The sequence below is a fragment of the Pseudomonas sp. F2 genome (assembly GCF_057174385.1).
On record NZ_CM169904.1, the window covers coordinates 3,909,083 to 3,925,957 of the forward strand.

The window sequence follows — 16,875 nt, forward strand, 5'->3', positions numbered from 1 at the left end:
CCAAAAGAATCAGGCGTGAGGCGTGCGTTATACCGCGAGACGGTTCTTGAAATCGGGCAGGAAACTTCAGTTCAGACGGCAATCCCTTTGCGGCATTGCAGTTGCGCGGTGCGCACCCGCGAGAAGGCGCGGGCCAGGCGCAGGAGCATTTCGTCGATGTTGGCCTTGCTGACGGTGAGTGCCGGGGTGAAACGCAGGCAATCGGCTTGCGGCGCATTGAGCAGCAGGCCTTCATGCAGGGCGGCACTGACTACGGCATCGGCGCAATCCTCTGACAGGCTCAATCCCCAGAACAGGCCTTGACCACGCAGTTCGCCATGGCCGTAACGGTGCGCCAGACGCGCGAGTCCCTCGCGCAAGTGCTGACCGTGGTCTTTGACCTGTTCGAGAAAGGCCCGGTCCTGCACGCTGTCGAGCACCACCAGACCGGCCGCGGTCATCAGTGCGTTGCCGTGATGAGTGCCGCCCAGTTCCCCGGCATCAAAGCAGCAGGCCTTGCCTCGGGCCAGCAGCGCTGCCAGCGGCACACCACCACCCAGGCCCTTGCCGAGTACGACAATATCGGCGCGCACACCGTAAGACTGCTCGGCGAGCAAAGTGCCACAGCGGCCGATACCGGTCTGCACTTCGTCGAGGATCAGCAGAATGCCCAGTTCGCGGCACAGCCGTTCAACGCCTTTGAGGTAATGCTCAGTGGCCGGAATAACCCCGGCATCGCTCTGAATCGGCTCAAGCATGATCGCCACGGTTTGCGCATCGACAGCCGCGTGCAGCGCCGGCAGGTCGTTGAATGGCACCAGATCGAAACCTGGCAGCAGCGGAGCGAAACGGTTGTGCAGGTTGCAACTGTCTGATGCGGAAATCGTCGCCAGACTACGGCCGTGACAACCTTGCTTCGCCACGATGATTCGCGACGCCCCACCACGATGCAGCTGGCCCCATTTGCGCGCCAGTTTGATTGCCGCTTCACAGGCCTCGCTGCCACTGTTGAGCAAGTAAGCCTGGTCGCTGGAAGTGCTGGCACACAAACGTTCGGCAAGGTTGAGCATGCCGCGATTGTGCAGATTGAAACCGGGATTGATCAGTGCCTGCGCCTGACTGGCAATCGCTTTGACCAGCGCCGAGGGGCTGTGCCCCAGACTGTTGGCACCGCCGGCCTGGGAGAAGTCGAGGTAGGCGCGATCATGACCGTCCCACAGCCAGGAACCCTGACCACGAACGAACACCTGCAGCGGGCGCTCGACGCTGGGCATCAAGCGCTCGGCATTCAGACTGTCGCCTGCCCCGGCGGGATGGATCTCGAACGCAAGGTCATCAAGACTCGGCGCCTGGCGCCGCAAACTGAACAGATTCATTGAAAAAAACCTCGTTTGAGGTTTTTTGAACTGCCTATGCAAACACTGTCGAAGCAAACGCTATTCATCGCGCTCTTTGGCCCTGTAAGCCTTGTGATTGCGGTTAGACTAGGCTCACAGCGGGCTTCGGGCCATTTCGATTTACCAGCATTTTCGATAAGCATTACTTATGGATTTCAAACAACTGCGTTATTTCGTCGCGGTCTACGAAGAAGGCCATGTGGGCCGGGCCGCTGAGCGCCTGTCGATCTCGCAACCGGCACTCTCGCAACAGATCCGCCAGCTCGAGCAGAACCTCGACGTCACCCTGTTCGAACGCAGCAGCAAACGCCTGCTACCGACCCTCGCCGCGCACACCCTGTACAACCACGCCCTGCCACTGCTCGATGGATTGCAGCGCGCGCGCGAGGCATTGGGCAATTTCAAGGGCCAGGCTTTGCGCACCTTGGCGATCGGCGTACTGCAAACCGTACACACCAGCCTCGTCCCGCAAATGCTCGAGCGGGTGCGAAAGGCGCAGCCGCATCTGGTGGTGCAGATTTACGAGCTGACCGGTCTGGAGATCGAGCGCCGCCTGCTCAACGGCTCGCTGGATATCGGCATCAGCTACCTGCCACCGCGACAACCCGGGCTGCATGGCGTGATGCTGTATGAAGATGAGCTGACGTTGGTGATCCCGGCGGATCATCCGCTGCGTGAATTCAAGAAGGTCTCGATGCGACAGGCAGCGGAATTGCCGATGTTGCTGCTGGGCGAAGAGTTTCAGATCCGGCAGATCTGGCAGGCACAACTGACCAGCCTAGGGCGACGCCCGCAGGTGCAGGCTGAGCTGAACAATATGCTGGGGATTCTCGACAGTTTGCCGCATACCAAACTGGCGACCGTGCTGCCCGGGCGCTCACAGAGGGAATACGACGATCAGGATCTGCTGTGGAAGCCGCTGAGCGAGCCACGGGTGCCCCTGCAGGTTGGCCTGGTGTGTCGCGATGTGCAGCGCCAGCAGGCGTCTCTGGCGTTGCTGCGCACGTTGCTGGAAGAGGTGATCCAGCGTGAAGACAAACCGCTGAAAGCCGCGCTGCCACTGGATCCGCTGCCCTGAGAACTTTTCTTCAGGCAAAAGAAAACCCCGCCGAAGCGGGGCTTTGCAGACTGTTTCCCTGACATCCATTTCACTCCGCCACCCTGGCAGAATCCTACGTGTCCGTGTTGTTGCTTTGCGCTTCCTGCGCGACGTCCATGAGTTGTAGATTAGCTGTGGATCCAATCTACGCCTATGGGAGAACAGCAGCACGTCATGTAAGAGAATGCTTACATGACGTTACATCATCAGAACTGCTCAGCACTCAGCAGGAACAGCGACTCGCTGCCGGCCTTCACCGATGCGCTCAGCGAGTGGATACGCGGCAGCAGACGGGCGAAATAGAAGCGCGCGGTGCCCAGTTTGCTGGCGTAAAAATCGTCCTGCGCTTCTTTGCCCAGCGCGGCTTTCGCCATCAGTGCCCACATGTAGGCATAAGCGGTGTAGCCGAACGCTTGCAAATATTCGACCGAAGCCGCGCCGATTTCGTTCGGATTGGTTTTCGCCCGATCCAGCAGCCACGCTGTCAGCTCGTCGAGGGTGCTGACGGCATCGTTCAGCGGCTTGGTGAATTCGCTGAGGTCAGCGCTGGCTGTTGCGGTGAAGTGGCGGATCTCGTCAGCGAACAGCTTGTAGAACGCGCCGCCGCTGCCGACGATCTTGCGCCCGACCAGGTCCAGGGCCTGAATGCCGTTGGTGCCTTCGTAGATCTGGGTGATACGCACGTCACGCACCAGTTGCTCCTGACCCCACTCGCGGATGTAACCGTGGCCGCCGAAAATCTGCTGGCCGTGGACGGTGGTTTCCAGGCCCAGGTCGGTGAGGAATGCCTTGGCCACCGGGGTCAGCAACGCGACCAGATCTTCTGCGCGCTTGCGGGTGGTGGCGTCTTCGCTGAACTTGGCGGTGTCGAGCTGCATTGCCACGTAGGTCGAGAAGGCGCGACCGCCCTCGTTCGAGGCTTTCATGGTCAGCAGCATGCGACGTACGTCAGGGTGGACGATGATCGGGTCGGCAACCTTGTCCTTGTTCTGCGCACCGGTCGGCGAACGGCTCTGCAGACGATCGCGCGCGTATTCGACGGCGTTCTGATAGGAGCGCTCGCCGCTGGCCAGGCCTTGAATGCCGACGCCCAGACGTTCGTAGTTCATCATGGTGAACATCGCCGCCAGGCCCTTGTTCGGCTCGCCGACCAGATAACCCACGGCTTCATCGAAGTTCATCACGCAGGTCGCGGATGCCTGGATCCCCATCTTGTGTTCGATCGAGCCACAGTTCGCCGGATTGCGTGCGCCCAGGCTGCCATCGGCGTTAACCATGAACTTCGGCACCAGGAACAGCGAAATGCCTTTCGGACCGGCCGGGGCGTCCGGCAGTTTCGCCAGCACCAGGTGGATGATGTTCTCGGTGAGATCGTGCTCACCGCCGGTGATGAAAATCTTGGTGCCGCTGACCTTGTAGGTACCGTCAGCCTGCGGTTCGGCCTTGGTGCGGATGATGCCCAGGTCGGTGCCGGCATGCGGCTCGGTCAGGCACATGGAACCGGCCCAGATCCCGGCATACATGTTCGGCAGGTAGGCGGCTTTCAGCTCTTCGCTGGCGTGGGCGTTGATCGACAGGCAGGCACCGGCGGTCAGCATCGGGTACAGACCGAACGACAGGCTGGCGGAGTTGACCATTTCTTCGACCTGCGCCGAAACGGCTTTGGGCATGCCCATGCCGCCGTAGGCCGGATCGCCACCGACTCCAACCCAGCCGCCCTCAGCGTAAGTCTGATAGGCCTGCGGGAAGCCGGCGGGCGTGGTAACGGCGCCGTCCTTCCAGTGGCAGCCTTCTTCATCGGCAGCACGGCTCAGAGGCGCGATGCTTTTGCTGGTGACCTTGCCGGCTTCTTCGAGAATGGCTTCTACGGTTTCTGCATCGACAGTCTCGGCCAAGGCCGGCAGTTCGGCCCAGAGTTTGGCGACTTCGAATACTTCATTGAGGACGAAGCGCATATCGCGCAGCGGCGCTTTGTAGTCAGCCATGGCAAACCTCGCAAGATCTAAACAGGTGATTCGTGGAAGAGTGTTTTCGTTGAGGCCGAGTGTACCTCAACAACTTTTGCGACACATAGGGTCAACCGGTGACTGATTTGTTATTTTTGGTCATCAACATTCAGCGATAAAACAAAGCCCGCAATCAGCGGGCTTTTGAGCGATGGCGTGTGGCTTGACTCAGCCCGCGGCGCTGTCCATGCGCACCGCGCCGCGACGGTTCTGACCGAACGCCATGACGCAGTTACGCCCGGCGCCCTTGGCGCTGTACAACGCCTGGTCGGCAGACTTGAGGACTTCTTCCGGGGTGCGCTGCTCGACGCGTTCGGCAACACCGATACTGACCGTCACCGAGACACTGGAAGCACCGCTGCCGCCACGCCGCTGACGACCTTGCTGGTCATCTTGCGGACGGTTTTCCTGATTACGCAGCTGAATGTTGTAGGAAGCAATCGACTCGCGGATCACTTCCAGGTGCGGCATGCATTCCTCGAGGGTTTTGCCCGCAAACACCAAGGCGAATTCCTCACCACCATAGCGATATGCCCTGCCGCCACCGCTGATTTTCGACAGTTTGCTCGCGACCAGGCGCAGCACCTGATCACCAACGTCATGACCGTGAGTGTCGTTGAATTTCTTGAAGTGATCGACGTCGCTCATCGCCAACACATAATTGCGGCCCAGGCGCTGCATGCGCTCATTAAGCGCGCGCCGCCCCGGCAAACCAGTGAGCTCATCGCGAAAGGCCATTTGGTAGGCCTCATGCGCCACGGCGGCGGCAATCATCAGCATCACCTGACTGCACATGATGTTCAGGGTGAACGGCAGGATGAAGGTTTTCGGCAGCATCCAGAACAACCCGAGCAAGCCGACCAGTTGTGCCGCATGCAACGGGCGCGGGTTGCGCCAGTATTGCCAGGCCAGCAGCAGGAACGCCGAGAGAAACACCGGATAGGACATCTGGATCAGGCTCATCCAGGCGCCGTGCAGCGCTGGCCAGCGGATTTCCGAGAGCCACATCAGCAGCGCCTGGGGATAACTTTGCTCAAGACCGAGGGCGACGCTGCCAAAAGCCAACAGCACGGCGAACCGCGCGACCATGTCCTGAAACAGATGGGTACGCTCTTGCCACGCGGCGAACAGGCCGAACAACAGCGGCAACAGCAGACAGACAAGGTGGAACACCACGGCGGCGTCTTCGCGCACTTTGCCGTTATCGCGGTAATAGTCAGTCTGGGTGTCGAGCAGAAAGTAGGCGATGTACACCGTGAGCATCAGAAACAGTTCGCGCTGACGTCGGTAAACCGCACAATAAGCGCCGCCCAACAGCAGCACCAGGGTCGGCAGCACGTTGAACAGCGAAGTGAAGAACACATTGAGGTCTTTGACGTACGCAGCCGCCAACCCCGCAAGCAATAACAGCAGTGAAGGCAGGAAATGACTGAAACGTACAGCGGAAGAACGCGGCAAGGGTAAAGCTCCGACCCGTCATATCAAAGAGATGGCATTGTGCCTGCAATGTGGCCAGTTAAGCACACACAATGTGATCCAGATCACAGGCAGTCTCTTTAACGGCAGAAAAGCCGGGTTGCTGAGCGATCCAGCAACAAAAAAACCGCTGCCCCCGGAAGGGCAGCGGTTTGGTCAGACCGCGTTGAGGCTTAGTAGCCCAGTGCGAAGTCTTCTTCTTTCATGTCCATCAGGTTATTGGCGCCCGACAGCATGGTGGCCACGTGGGTACGGGTACGTGGCAGGATGCGCTGGAAGTAGAAGCGCGCGGTTTGCAGCTTGGCGGTGTAGAACGCCTCGTCGGTGGTGCCGGCAGCCAGTTTTTCAGCAGCCAGGCGCGCCATGTCAGCCCAGAAGTAGGCCAGGCAGGCGTAACCGGAGTACATCAGGTAGTCCACGGAGGCCGCGCCGACTTCTTCACGGTCTTTCATGGCTGCCATACCGACCTTCATGGTCAGCTCGCCCCACTCTTTGTTCAGTGCAGCCAGCGGTGCAACGAATTCTTTGACGGCTTCGTTGCCTTCGTTGTTCTGGCAGAACTTGTGAACGATCTTGGTGAAGCCTTTCAAAGCCTCGCCTTGAGTCATCAGCACTTTACGGCCCAGCAGGTCGAGTGCCTGGATACCGGTGGTGCCTTCGTACAGCATCGAAATGCGGCTGTCGCGAACGTTCTGCTCCATGCCCCACTCGGCGATGAAACCGTGACCACCGTAGATCTGCACGCCGTGGTTGGCGGCTTCGAAACCGACTTCGGTCATGAACGCCTTGGCGATCGGCGTCATGAACGCCAGCAGTGCGTCGGCCTTCTTCTTCTCTTCTTCGTCGACGCCGTACTTGACGATGTCGACCTGTTTGGCGGTGAAGTACACCATCGCGCGGTTGCCTTCGGCGAAGGCCTTCATGGTCAGCAGCATGCGACGTACGTCAGGGTGCACGATGATCGGGTCAGCGGCCTTGTCCGGCGCTTTCGGGCCAGTCAGAGAGCGCATTTGCAGACGATCACGAGCATATTTCAGGCCGCCCTGGAAGCCGATTTCGGCGTGGGCCAGACCTTGCAGCGCGGTACCCAGGCGTGCGGTGTTCATGAAGGTGAACATGCAGTTCAGGCCTTTGTTCGCCGGGCCGATCAGGAAACCGGTGGCGCCGTCGAAGTTCATCACGCAGGTCGCGTTACCGTGGATACCCATCTTGTGTTCCAGCGAACCGCAGCTCACTGCGTTGCGCGCACCGATGGTGCCATCGGCGTTCGGCAGGAATTTTGGAACGATGAAGAGGGAAATGCCTTTGGTGCCAGCCGGTGCGTCCGGCAGGCGGGCCAGTACGATGTGGACGATGTTGTCGGCCATGTCGTGTTCACCGGCCGAGATGAAGATCTTGGTCCCGGAAACCTTGTAGGAGCCATCGGCCTGAGGCTCGGCCTTGGTGCGCAGCATGCCCAGGTCGGTGCCGCAGTGCGGTTCGGTCAGGCACATGGTGCCGGTCCACTCGCCGGAAACCAGTTTGGTCAAATAGGCTTCTTGCTGCTCAGGGGTGCCGTGCTCGGAGATGGTGTTCATCGCGCCGTGCGACAGGCCTGGGTACATGCCCCACGACCAGTTGGCTTCACCGACCATTTCGCTCACAGCCAGACCCAGCGACTCCGGCAGGCCTTGACCGCCGTGCTCGACGTCGTGCGCCAGGCTTGGCCAGCCGCCTTCTACGAATTGCTTGTAAGCCTCTTTGAAGCCAGTCGGGGTTTTCACACCGGACTCGCTCCAGGTGCAGCCTTCGAGGTCGCCCACGCGGTTCAGCGGTGCCAATACCTGCTCACAAAACTTGGCGCCTTCTTCGAGGATGGCGTCAACCATGTCCGGCGTTGCTTCGGAGCAAGCTGGAAGGCTCTGATAGTGCGCTTCGTAGCCGAGCAGTTCGTCACGAACGAAGCGAATATCACGCAAGGGGGCCTTGTAGTCAGGCATAGCGATAAACCTCTGCTGATGTAACCGGGAATGAACGACCGCGTTGATTTGTTGTGACGGTCAAACAGTTGTTTGAAACATACGTTTACGCCGAAATCTTGTCAAGCGTCGATCTTTTGCCGTTCGTCATGACTTTTTTCAAACGCCGGACACAGCAAACGGCCATGTGCTGCAAAGCGCCACGGGTAATGAAAAAAGATTAGTTGAGGGAGAAGGACTTACAACGAAAAACGCCGCGACAAAGCGCGGCGTTCGGCAAACGATGAATGTGATAAATCAGGCAAACGTATCAATGATCGTCCCGAGCATTTCATCGGAAGCCTTGGCGACCTTGGTGCCCAGCTCCACCTGAAACTTGCCCTGGGCCATTTCGGCCATGGCGCTGCCCGGATCCATTTGCTGGCTGCGGTCGATACCGCGCAGGCGATCAATCTGCGCCTCGGAAGACTGGCTGGTAACCGAACGCTCGATCGTATTATTGGCGATCTGGCTGGCGGCCTGATCGACACGATTCTGCCCGGTTTGAATGGTGCTCAAACCCGCATAAAAAGCTGTGTTACCGGTGATTTCCATGGGAGTTCTCATCCTTGGGAAGGATCAATGGTTGCCATTGAAGCAGAGGCGTCAGAAAAACACCCGTCAAAAATACTGATGGCACAGTGCCCTGTCATAGCAAAAGCATTAGTCCAGCAGATCGAGCTGCAAGTGGGCAGCCACCGCTTCGGCACTGAGCGCCTTGAGTTTCGGCACGCGCCCCAGACACGGCGCTGGAAGCCGCTCGGCCAGCGTCGCCAGATTCTCTTCCAGCCGCGACGTCTTCGGATCGATGATATTCGCCACCCAACCGGCCAGTTGCAGACCATCGCGGGCAATTGCCTCGGCCGTCAGCAAGGCATGACTGATACAGCCCAGGCGCACGCCCACCACCAGAATCACCGGCAGCTTCAGCGCGATGGCCAGATCCGACAGATTGTCCTGATCCGCCAACGGTACCCGCCAGCCACCGGCCCCTTCAATCAAGGTGAAATCGGCATTCAGTGCCAGAATTTCGCGCATCGGCGCCAACAGCGATTGCACGGTCAGCGCGACACCCGCCTCGCGCGCCGCCAGATGCGGCGCGATGGCCGGCTCGAACGCCACCGGATTGACCTGTTGATAAGTCAGCGGCACCGAACATTCAGCCAACAACGCCAGCGCGTCAGCATTGCGCAACCCCTTGGCGGTTACCTCGCACCCCGAAGCCACCGGTTTGCCCGCCGCTGTACTCAGCCCGGCCGAGCGCGCAGCATGCAGCAATCCGGCTGCCACGGTGGTCTTGCCGACATCGGTGTCAGTCCCGGTGATGAAATAGGCTGCGCTCATAAGGGTTTCTCCAACACGGCGTAAACCACCTGGTAAGTCGCCGGCAATCCCTGCGGCTGACGGAACTGTTCATACGCCTCGATCAGGCCGAGGATCCGCGCCCGCCCGGTCAAACCACCCGGCCGCCCGGGGTTCAGATTGTGTGCACCGAGCGCCTTGAGTTCGTGGGTCAGGCTGCGCACATCCGGGTAGTGCAGCACATGCGCCTGATTCTGCAGACTCACCGAACGCAAGCCACTGGCGGCGCACAACTGCTCATACCGGGCGAATTCGCGGAAGCGGTTGACGTGCACCAGCCCATCGACCTGCCGCCAACTGTCGCGCAATTCGTACAACGTCCCGACACAAAGACTAGCAAACGCGAAAATCCCGCCCGGCTTGAGCACACGAAAAGCTTCGCTGAGCACCGATTCGAAGTCCGCACACCACTGCACCGCGAGGCTGGAGAAGATCAGCTCGCAGGTCGAATCCTGCAATGGCAGACGCTCCGCATCACCCGCGATGAAATGCTGCGCGCCGCCCAGTGGCCGTGCGTGATCGAGCATGCCCTCGGCGATATCCAGTGCCAGCCCCTGCCCCTCAACATATCGCTCGGCCAATGCGCGAGTGAAATAGCCGGTGCCACAGCCAAGATCCAGCCAGCGCGACGGCAGAAAATCTTCCGGCAACCGCTGCAGCAACTGTGAACCGACGTCGCGCTGCAATTCGGCAACACTGTCGTAGCTGGCCGCCGCACGGGAGAAAGAGGCCGCGACCTGGCGCTTGTCGGGCAAGCCGCCGGGCAGCGCAACTAGAGACAAATCAGTCATCACCGCACTCGTGTAGAAAAGCCTGGATCGCACCCGCCACGCCATGGGGGTCTTCCAGAAGAAACGCATGACTGGCCTGTTCGATCAGACCAATTTCGATATCCGGCAACAGCGCGAACAACGCGCCCGCCGCTTCCGCCGGCACCAGGCCGTCCTGCCCGGCGAACAGGTGCAACTGCGGGCCGCGAAACGCCTGCAACGCTTCCCGGGTATCCAGTTGGGCGAGCAGTTCCAGCCCGGCCAACAAGGTTTCGGGGGCCGTATTCGGCGCGCCGCCCAGCATCAACCGCGACAAGCCGCGCGGCTCTTGCGCGCCCTGAGCACACAGCAACGAGAACCGTTTGAGGGTCAGCCGCGGATCGGCCTGGAAGCCGCCGAGAAATGCATCGAACGTCTCGTCCGGCATCGCACTCGGCCAATGCTCGTGGGCCACGAAAGAAGGATTGCTCGCCAGCGTCAGCAGACCGCAGCAACGCTCGCCGCGCCGTGCCGCCAATTCGGAGGCAAGCATGCCGCCCAGCGACCAGCCGCCCAGCCACACATCCTGAGGAATACGTTCATCGAGATCGTCGAGCCACTCCTGCACGTCGCTTGAATCAAGCTCGGGCAACGGCTCGATCTCGACATACAGATGCTCGTCGAGTCCCTGTAACGCTGCGGTCAAAGGCTCCAGCGGCGAAATACCAAGGCCCCAGCCCGGCAGCAGAATCAGACGATCACGCATGGCTTGGCTCCGGCGGCAGTTGGGCAAAGCAATCGGCCAGTCCTTCCAACAATAGCTGCACCTGCGCCTCGCTGTGGGCAGCGGTCAGGGTCACGCGCAGGCGTGCGCTACCCGCCGGGACAGTCGGCGGACGGATTGCCGTGACCATCAAGCCGCGCTCGCGCAGCATCTGCGACAGGCGCACGGCGCGACCGGCATCGCCGATCAGGATCGGCTGGATCGGGGTGAAGCTGTCCATCAATTGCAGACCGATCTGCTCGGCGCCGTGGCGGAACTGGCGGATCAGCGTCTGCAGATGTTCACGACGCCAGTGTTCCGTGCGCAGCAGTTCCAGACTTTTCAGCGTTGCGCAGGCCAGCGCCGGTGGCTGGCTGGTGGTGTAGATGTAGGGCCGGGCGAACTGGATCAGGCTTTCGATCAGCTCTTCGCTGCCGGCGACAAAAGCACCCGCCGTGCCGAACGCCTTGCCGAGGGTGCCGACCAGCACCGGCACATCGTCCTGACTCAGGCCGAAATGCTCGACGATCCCGCCGCCATTGGCGCCGAGCGGGCCGAAGCCATGGGCATCATCGACCATCAGCCACGCGCCCTTGGCCTTGGCTTCCCGGGCCAGCGCGGGCAGATCGGCGATGTCGCCGTCCATGCTGAACACGCCATCGGTGACCACCAGCGTGTTGCCCGTGGCTTTCTCCAGACGCGTGGCCAGACTACCGGCGTCGTTGTGCAGATAACGATTGAAACGCGCGCCGGACAACAGACCGGCATCCAGCAACGAGGCATGATTGAGGCGGTCTTCCAACACCGTATCGCCCTGCCCGACCAGTGCCGTGACCGCACCGAGGTTGGCCATGTAGCCAGTGGTGAACAACAAAGCACGCGGCCGGCCGGTGAGGTCCGCCAGCGCTTCCTCCAGTGCATGATGCGGGCCGCTGTGGCCGATCACCAGATGTGACGCTCCGCCACCCACGCCCCAGCGCTCGGCACCCGCGCGCCAGGCTTCGATCACCTGCGGGTGATTGGCCAGGCCGAGGTAGTCGTTATTGCAGAACGCCAGCAACGGCTGACCGTCGACCACCACTTCAGGCCCCTGCGGGGACTCGAGCAACGGACGCTGGCGATAGAGATTTTCAGCACGGCGGGCAGCAAGGCGTGCGGCGAGATCGAAAGACATGCAGGCCTCACATTTGAAAAATGACTGTGTAGGAGCTGCCGAAGGCTGCGATCTTTTGAGCTTGTCTTTTAAAAAACAACATCAAAAGATCGCAGCCTGCGGCAGCTCCTACAGGGTTTTGCATTTCAAGCGAAGATCAGACCGCAGCGTTATAGAACTGCTCGCTGCTCTTCTGCTCCACCAACGCCTGCTCGATCGCGGCCTGATGCACCTCATCGGCATGCTCTTCACGGGCTTCTGGCTGAATACCCAGACGCGCGAACAGCTGCATGTCCTTGTCGGCCTGCGGGTTGGCAGTGGTCAGCAGTTTGTCGCCGTAAAAAATCGAGTTGGCACCGGCAAAGAATGCCAACGCCTGCATCTGCTCGTTCATCGCTTCGCGGCCGGCGGACAGGCGCACGTGGGATTGCGGCATGAGGATGCGCGCCACGGCGAGCATGCGGATGAAATCGAACGGATCGACGTCGTCGGCGTTTTCCAGCGGCGTACCGGCCACTTTCACCAGCATGTTGATCGGCACCGACTCCGGATGCTCCGGCAGGTTAGCCAACTGGATCAGCAGGTTGGCGCGGTCGTCCAGCGACTCGCCCATGCCGAGGATGCCGCCGGAGCAGATCTTCATCCCCGACTCACGCACGTAGGCCAGGGTCTGCAGGCGCTCGCTGTAAGTGCGGGTGGTGATGATACTGCCGTAGAACTCCGGCGAGGTGTCGAGGTTGTGGTTGTAGTAATCCAGGCCAGCCTTGGCCAGCGCCTCGGTCTGCTCCTGATCGAGACGCCCGAGGGTCATGCAGGTTTCCAGCCCCATGGCTTTTACGCCTTCAACCATCTTCAGCACGTACGGCATGTCTTTGGCGGACGGGTGCTTCCACGCCGCGCCCATGCAGAAACGCGTGGAGCCGATGGCTTTGGCGCGGGCAGCCTCCTCGAGGACTTTCTGCACCTCCATCAGCTTTTCTTTTTCCAGGCCGGTGTTGTAGTGACCGGACTGCGGGCAGTACTTGCAGTCTTCCGGGCAGGCACCGGTCTTGATCGACAGCAGGGTCGAAACCTGCACCCGGTTGGCGTTGAAATGTGCGCGGTGCACTGTCTGCGCCTGGAACAGCAAGTCGTTGAATGGCTGTACGAAGAGCGCTTTGACTTCGGCTAAAGACCAGTCGTGGCGCAGGGTGGCAGAGGTGCTGGCGCTCATGGGCAGTTCCTTGGTTATGCTTGGCTGGCGGCTGCGGGAACGTAATACCCACAGGCGCGACACGGATGTTCGGCATATTTAAGGAAGAGTCATGCGCTGTCAACCACGATACGAACAGCAGGTTTACATCTGTTTAAAAAACGTACAGACCTGCTTGCTGTGCGATGAACCCGCAGAAGCAGAATTGCCAATGTGCGTCGCCTGCGAAGCCGAGCTGCCCTGGCTCGGCGACCAGTGCCAGACGTGCGCTTTGCCGATGCCGGCTGTCGGTCTGACCTGCAGCGAGTGCCTGCTAGAGCCGCCGGCGTTCGAACAGGTGGTCGTGCCGTGGCGCTATGACTTCCCGGTGGACAGTCTGATTACACGCTTTAAACACAAGGCGAAATGGCCGTTTGGTCACCTGCTTGCCGACGTTGCCGGACAATACCTGCAACATCGCTTCGATGAAGGTTTGCCGCGACCCGATGTGTTGTTGCCGGTGCCACTGGCGAGCAAACCTCTGCGCCAACGCGGGTTCAATCAAGCCGCGATGCTCGGGCGATGGTTAAGCCAACAGCTGGATCTGCCTTTTGAGGAACAGGCGCTACGGCGGATCCACGACACCAGCGCCCAGCAGGATCTCGACGCCAAGGCGCGCAAGCGCAATTTGCGTCATGCCTTCGCGCTGAACCCTGACACCGATGTGAAAGGTCGGCACTTCGCATTGATCGATGACGTGCTGACCACCGGCGCCACGGCCCAGGCATTGGCGCGACTGCTAAAAAATGCAGGCGCAGCGCGGGTTGACGTGTATTGCCTGGCGCGCACGCCAAAACCGGGGAATTGAAAGTCAGCACAATCCCATTGTGGGAGGACAGTGTGTGGCTTGACTCTTGTGGCTCAAGCCGCCAACTTCACTTTCCACCGCCATCGTGAAAAGCCCCCCCTCCATGTCCATGCCGTCTCTGTTATCCCAGCACATCGTCCGCCGTCCGCAGCGCATCGCCCTGCTGCAACACATTGCCGAACAGGGCTCGATCACCCGCGCCGCAAAAAGCGCCGGGCTGAGTTACAAGGCCGCTTGGGATGCGATCGATGAGTTGAACAACCTGGCGCAGAAGCCACTGGTGGAACGTGCGGTCGGTGGCAAGGGCGGCGGTGGCGCCAGATTGTCCAGCGAAGGCGAGCGGGTGTTGCGCCTTTATCAAAAGCTGCAGGCTTTGCAGGCGCAAGTGCTGGAAGCGGCTGAAGACGCCAGTGATCTGGATCTGCTCGGGCGATTGATGCTCAGAACCAGCGCCCGCAATCAACTGCACGGCAAAGTCGTGAGCATCGAAAGTCAGGGCCGCAATGACGTGATCCGCCTCGAACTGGCTGAAGGTTTGTGGATCAACGCACAGATCACCCACGACAGCACCGTGCACCTGGAGCTGCAACCGGGCACTGAAGTGGTGGCATTGATCAAGGCCGGCTGGCTTGAACTGCTGGCGGCGGATCAAGCGGCAACATCTGGACACAATCTACTGAGCGGCACGCTCGAAGCCATTCTCGATGCCGAGGACGGCCCCAGCGAAGTGCGCATCGCTTTGCCCAACGGCCAGACGCTCTGCGCTCTGGCTGAGCCGCTGCAGCTTCGCACCCGCGGGCTGAGTGTCGGGCAACTGGTGCAGGTGCAGTTTTCGCCGTCCAATGTACTGATCGGCACGCCGCTGTAATCAGACGCTGCAACGAAAGCGTAATCGACGCTCATTAAGGTGGCTGCCAAAACCAAGCAGGGAGCCTGATGTGAGCCTATTAGAAGAAAACCAATCGACAGACCTGGAAAAAATGGTCGGCCTCAGCCGTCGCGGTTTCATCAGCGCCGGCGCGCTGTGCGGCGCCGCCATGTTTCTCGGCGGCAACCTGCTCAGCCGCAGCGCGCTGGCCACCGGCATCAGCGCCGGCAACAGCCGCCTGCTCGGTTTCGAGAGCATTCCCGCCGCCACCACAGACGTCATCAGCCTGCCGAAGGGCTACAAGTCCTCGGTGCTGATCAGTTGGGGTCAGCCATTGCACAAGAACGGCCCGGCGTTCGACCCGAGCGGCAATGGCACCGCCGCCGCACAGGAAGTGCAATTCGGCGACAACAACGACGGCATGAGCCTGTTCGAATTCCCCGACGACCGAAACCGCGCGTTGATGGCGATCAACAACGAATACACCAACTACCGCTACCTCTACCCGCACGGCGGCATGCCGCAATCGGCCGAAGACGTGCGCAAGGCACTGGCCTGCGAAGGTGTGTCGGTGATCGAAGTGCTGCGCAAGAACGGCCAATGGCAGTTCGTCCAGGGCTCGCGTTACAACCGGCGCATCCACGGCAACTCGCCGCTGCGCATCAGCGGCCCGGCCGCCGGTCACGAGCTGATGAAGACGGCCGCCGACAAGCACGGCAAGAGAGTCCTTGGCACCTTCCAGAACTGCGCCAACGGCAAGACACCGTGGGGTACCTATCTGACCTGCGAAGAAAACTTCACCGACTGCTTTGGCAGCAGCAACGCCCAGCAGCAGTTCGACCCGGCGCAGAAGCGTTACGGTGTGTCGGCGGCCAGCCGCGAGATCAACTGGCATCCGTTCGACCCGCGTTTCGACATGGCCAAGAACCCCAACGAGCTCAACCGTCACGGCTGGGTGGTCGAGATCGATCCGTTCGATCCGCAATCGACCCCGGTCAAGCGCACCGCGCTGGGTCGCTTCAAACATGAAAACGCCGCACTGGCCGAGACCGACGACGGCCGCGCCGTGGTGTACATGGGCGACGACGAACGCGGCGAGTTCATCTACAAATTCGTCAGCCGCGACCGCATCAACCACCGCAACGCCAAGGCCAACCGCAACATCCTCGACCACGGCACTTTGTACGTGGCGAAATTCGATGCCGGTGACGGCAACCCGGATCACCCGAAAGGCCAGGGCCAGTGGATCGAACTGACCCATGGCAAGAACGGCATCGACGCCAGCAGCGGTTTCGCCGATCAGGCCGAAGTGCTGATCCACGCCCGCCTCGCCGCCAGCGTGGTCGGCGCCACGCGCATGGACCGCCCGGAATGGATCGTCGTCAGCCCGAAGGACGGCCAGGTCTATTGCACCCTGACCAACAACGCCAAACGCGGCGAAGACGGGCAGCCGGTGGGCGGGCCGAACCCACGCGCGAAAAACGTCTACGGGCAGATCCTGCGCTGGCGCACCGACCGCGACGATCACGCCTCGAAGACCTTCGCCTGGGATCTGTTTGTGGTCGCCGGCAATCCAGGCGTCCATGCCGGTACGCCGAAGGGCGGTTCGTCGAACATCACCCCGCAGAACATGTTCAACAGCCCGGACGGGCTGGGCTTCGACAAGGCCGGGCGCTTGTGGATTCTGACGGACGGCGACTCAAGCAATGCCGGCGACTTTGCCGGGATGGGCAACAACCAGATGCTCTGTGCCGACCCCAAGACCGGCGAAATTCGCCGCTTCATGGTCGGGCCGATTGGTTGCGAAGTCACCGGGATCAGCTTCTCACCGGATCAGAAGACCCTGTTTGTCGGGATTCAGCACCCGGGCGAGAACGGTGGTTCGACCTTCCCCGAGCATCTGCCGAATGGCAAGCCGCGTTCATCGGTGATGGCGATTACCCGTGAGGACGGTGGAATCGTCGGCGCCTGACAGGCCCTAATCGCT

The 16,875-nt window shown here is 60.8% G+C and carries 14 protein-coding genes; 4 read left to right on the top strand and 10 right to left on the bottom strand.

All coding sequences use genetic code 11. The features are described from left to right. Positions 1 to 71 precede the first annotated feature (71 nt). Positions 72 to 1,355, bottom strand: coding sequence for an aspartate aminotransferase family protein (locus AC193Q_RS17645; RefSeq protein ID WP_483878637.1), 1,284 nt, complete (start codon positions 1,353 to 1,355; stop codon positions 72 to 74). A gap of 169 nt (positions 1,356 to 1,524) precedes the next feature. Between AC193Q_RS17645 and AC193Q_RS17650 the strand changes: the two genes are divergently transcribed. Then, positions 1,525 to 2,454, top strand: a complete 930-nt coding sequence (locus AC193Q_RS17650) for a LysR family transcriptional regulator (protein WP_483878638.1) — start codon at positions 1,525 to 1,527, stop codon at positions 2,452 to 2,454. Between the two features lie 227 nt (positions 2,455 to 2,681). Here the strand turns inward: AC193Q_RS17650 and AC193Q_RS17655 are convergent, their stop codons facing one another. The 9 genes from AC193Q_RS17655 to bioB all read right to left on the bottom strand — a co-directional run bounded on the left by AC193Q_RS17655 (position 2,682) and on the right by bioB (position 13,194). Continuing rightward, positions 2,682 to 4,460 (bottom strand): acyl-CoA dehydrogenase C-terminal domain-containing protein, encoded by a 1,779-nt coding sequence (locus tag AC193Q_RS17655; protein WP_047297015.1) that lies wholly within the window; start codon positions 4,458 to 4,460, stop codon positions 2,682 to 2,684. A gap of 189 nt (positions 4,461 to 4,649) precedes the next feature. After that, a complete protein-coding gene (locus tag AC193Q_RS17660) occupies positions 4,650 to 5,939 on the bottom strand; it encodes a GGDEF domain-containing protein (RefSeq protein ID WP_041069989.1) in 1,290 nt (429 codons plus the stop codon). 191 nt (positions 5,940 to 6,130) lie between these two features. Beyond that, complete coding sequence (locus tag AC193Q_RS17665; protein ID WP_041069986.1) at positions 6,131 to 7,936, bottom strand: phenylacyl-CoA dehydrogenase; 1,806 nt, start codon at positions 7,934 to 7,936, stop codon at positions 6,131 to 6,133. A 276-nt stretch (positions 7,937 to 8,212) separates the two neighbouring features. Further along, positions 8,213 to 8,509, bottom strand: a complete 297-nt coding sequence (locus AC193Q_RS17670) for a hypothetical protein (RefSeq protein ID WP_047297018.1) — start codon at positions 8,507 to 8,509, stop codon at positions 8,213 to 8,215. A 108-nt stretch (positions 8,510 to 8,617) separates the two neighbouring features. Further along, positions 8,618 to 9,298: a dethiobiotin synthase gene (gene bioD / locus AC193Q_RS17675; RefSeq protein WP_414904114.1), complete on the bottom strand. Its 681-nt coding sequence runs from the start codon at positions 9,296 to 9,298 to the stop codon at positions 8,618 to 8,620. Beyond that, positions 9,295 to 10,107: a malonyl-ACP O-methyltransferase BioC gene (gene bioC, locus AC193Q_RS17680; RefSeq protein ID WP_483878639.1), complete on the bottom strand. Its 813-nt coding sequence runs from the start codon at positions 10,105 to 10,107 to the stop codon at positions 9,295 to 9,297. Before bioC ends, bioD begins: the two co-directional genes overlap by 4 nt. Continuing rightward, positions 10,100 to 10,831 carry an alpha/beta fold hydrolase gene (locus AC193Q_RS17685; RefSeq protein WP_483878640.1) on the bottom strand — a complete coding sequence of 244 codons (732 nt, stop codon included), beginning with the start codon at positions 10,829 to 10,831 and terminating at the stop codon, positions 10,100 to 10,102. The genes bioC and AC193Q_RS17685 overlap by 8 nt, the downstream gene beginning before the upstream one ends. After that, complete coding sequence (gene bioF / locus AC193Q_RS17690) at positions 10,824 to 12,002, bottom strand: 8-amino-7-oxononanoate synthase (protein WP_483878641.1); 1,179 nt, start codon at positions 12,000 to 12,002, stop codon at positions 10,824 to 10,826. Before bioF ends, AC193Q_RS17685 begins: the two co-directional genes overlap by 8 nt. Before the next feature lie 136 nt (positions 12,003 to 12,138). Continuing rightward, entirely contained in the window at positions 12,139 to 13,194 is a 1,056-nt protein-coding gene (gene bioB, locus AC193Q_RS17695; protein ID WP_027610689.1) for a biotin synthase BioB, read from the bottom strand. Between the two features lie 91 nt (positions 13,195 to 13,285). On the opposite strand from bioB, the gene AC193Q_RS17700 reads away from it, so the two are divergent. The 3 genes from AC193Q_RS17700 (at position 13,286) to AC193Q_RS17710 (ending at position 16,860) form a co-directional block, all read left to right on the top strand. Further along, positions 13,286 to 14,020, top strand: a complete 735-nt coding sequence (locus tag AC193Q_RS17700; protein ID WP_483878642.1) for a phosphoribosyltransferase family protein — start codon at positions 13,286 to 13,288, stop codon at positions 14,018 to 14,020. Positions 14,021 to 14,123: 103 nt separating this feature from the next. Further along, positions 14,124 to 14,888: a TOBE domain-containing protein gene (locus AC193Q_RS17705; protein WP_483878643.1), complete on the top strand. Its 765-nt coding sequence runs from the start codon at positions 14,124 to 14,126 to the stop codon at positions 14,886 to 14,888. A 70-nt stretch (positions 14,889 to 14,958) separates the two neighbouring features. After that, positions 14,959 to 16,860 (top strand): PhoX family protein, encoded by a 1,902-nt coding sequence (locus tag AC193Q_RS17710; protein ID WP_483878644.1) that lies wholly within the window; start codon positions 14,959 to 14,961, stop codon positions 16,858 to 16,860. Positions 16,861 to 16,875 lie beyond the last annotated feature (15 nt).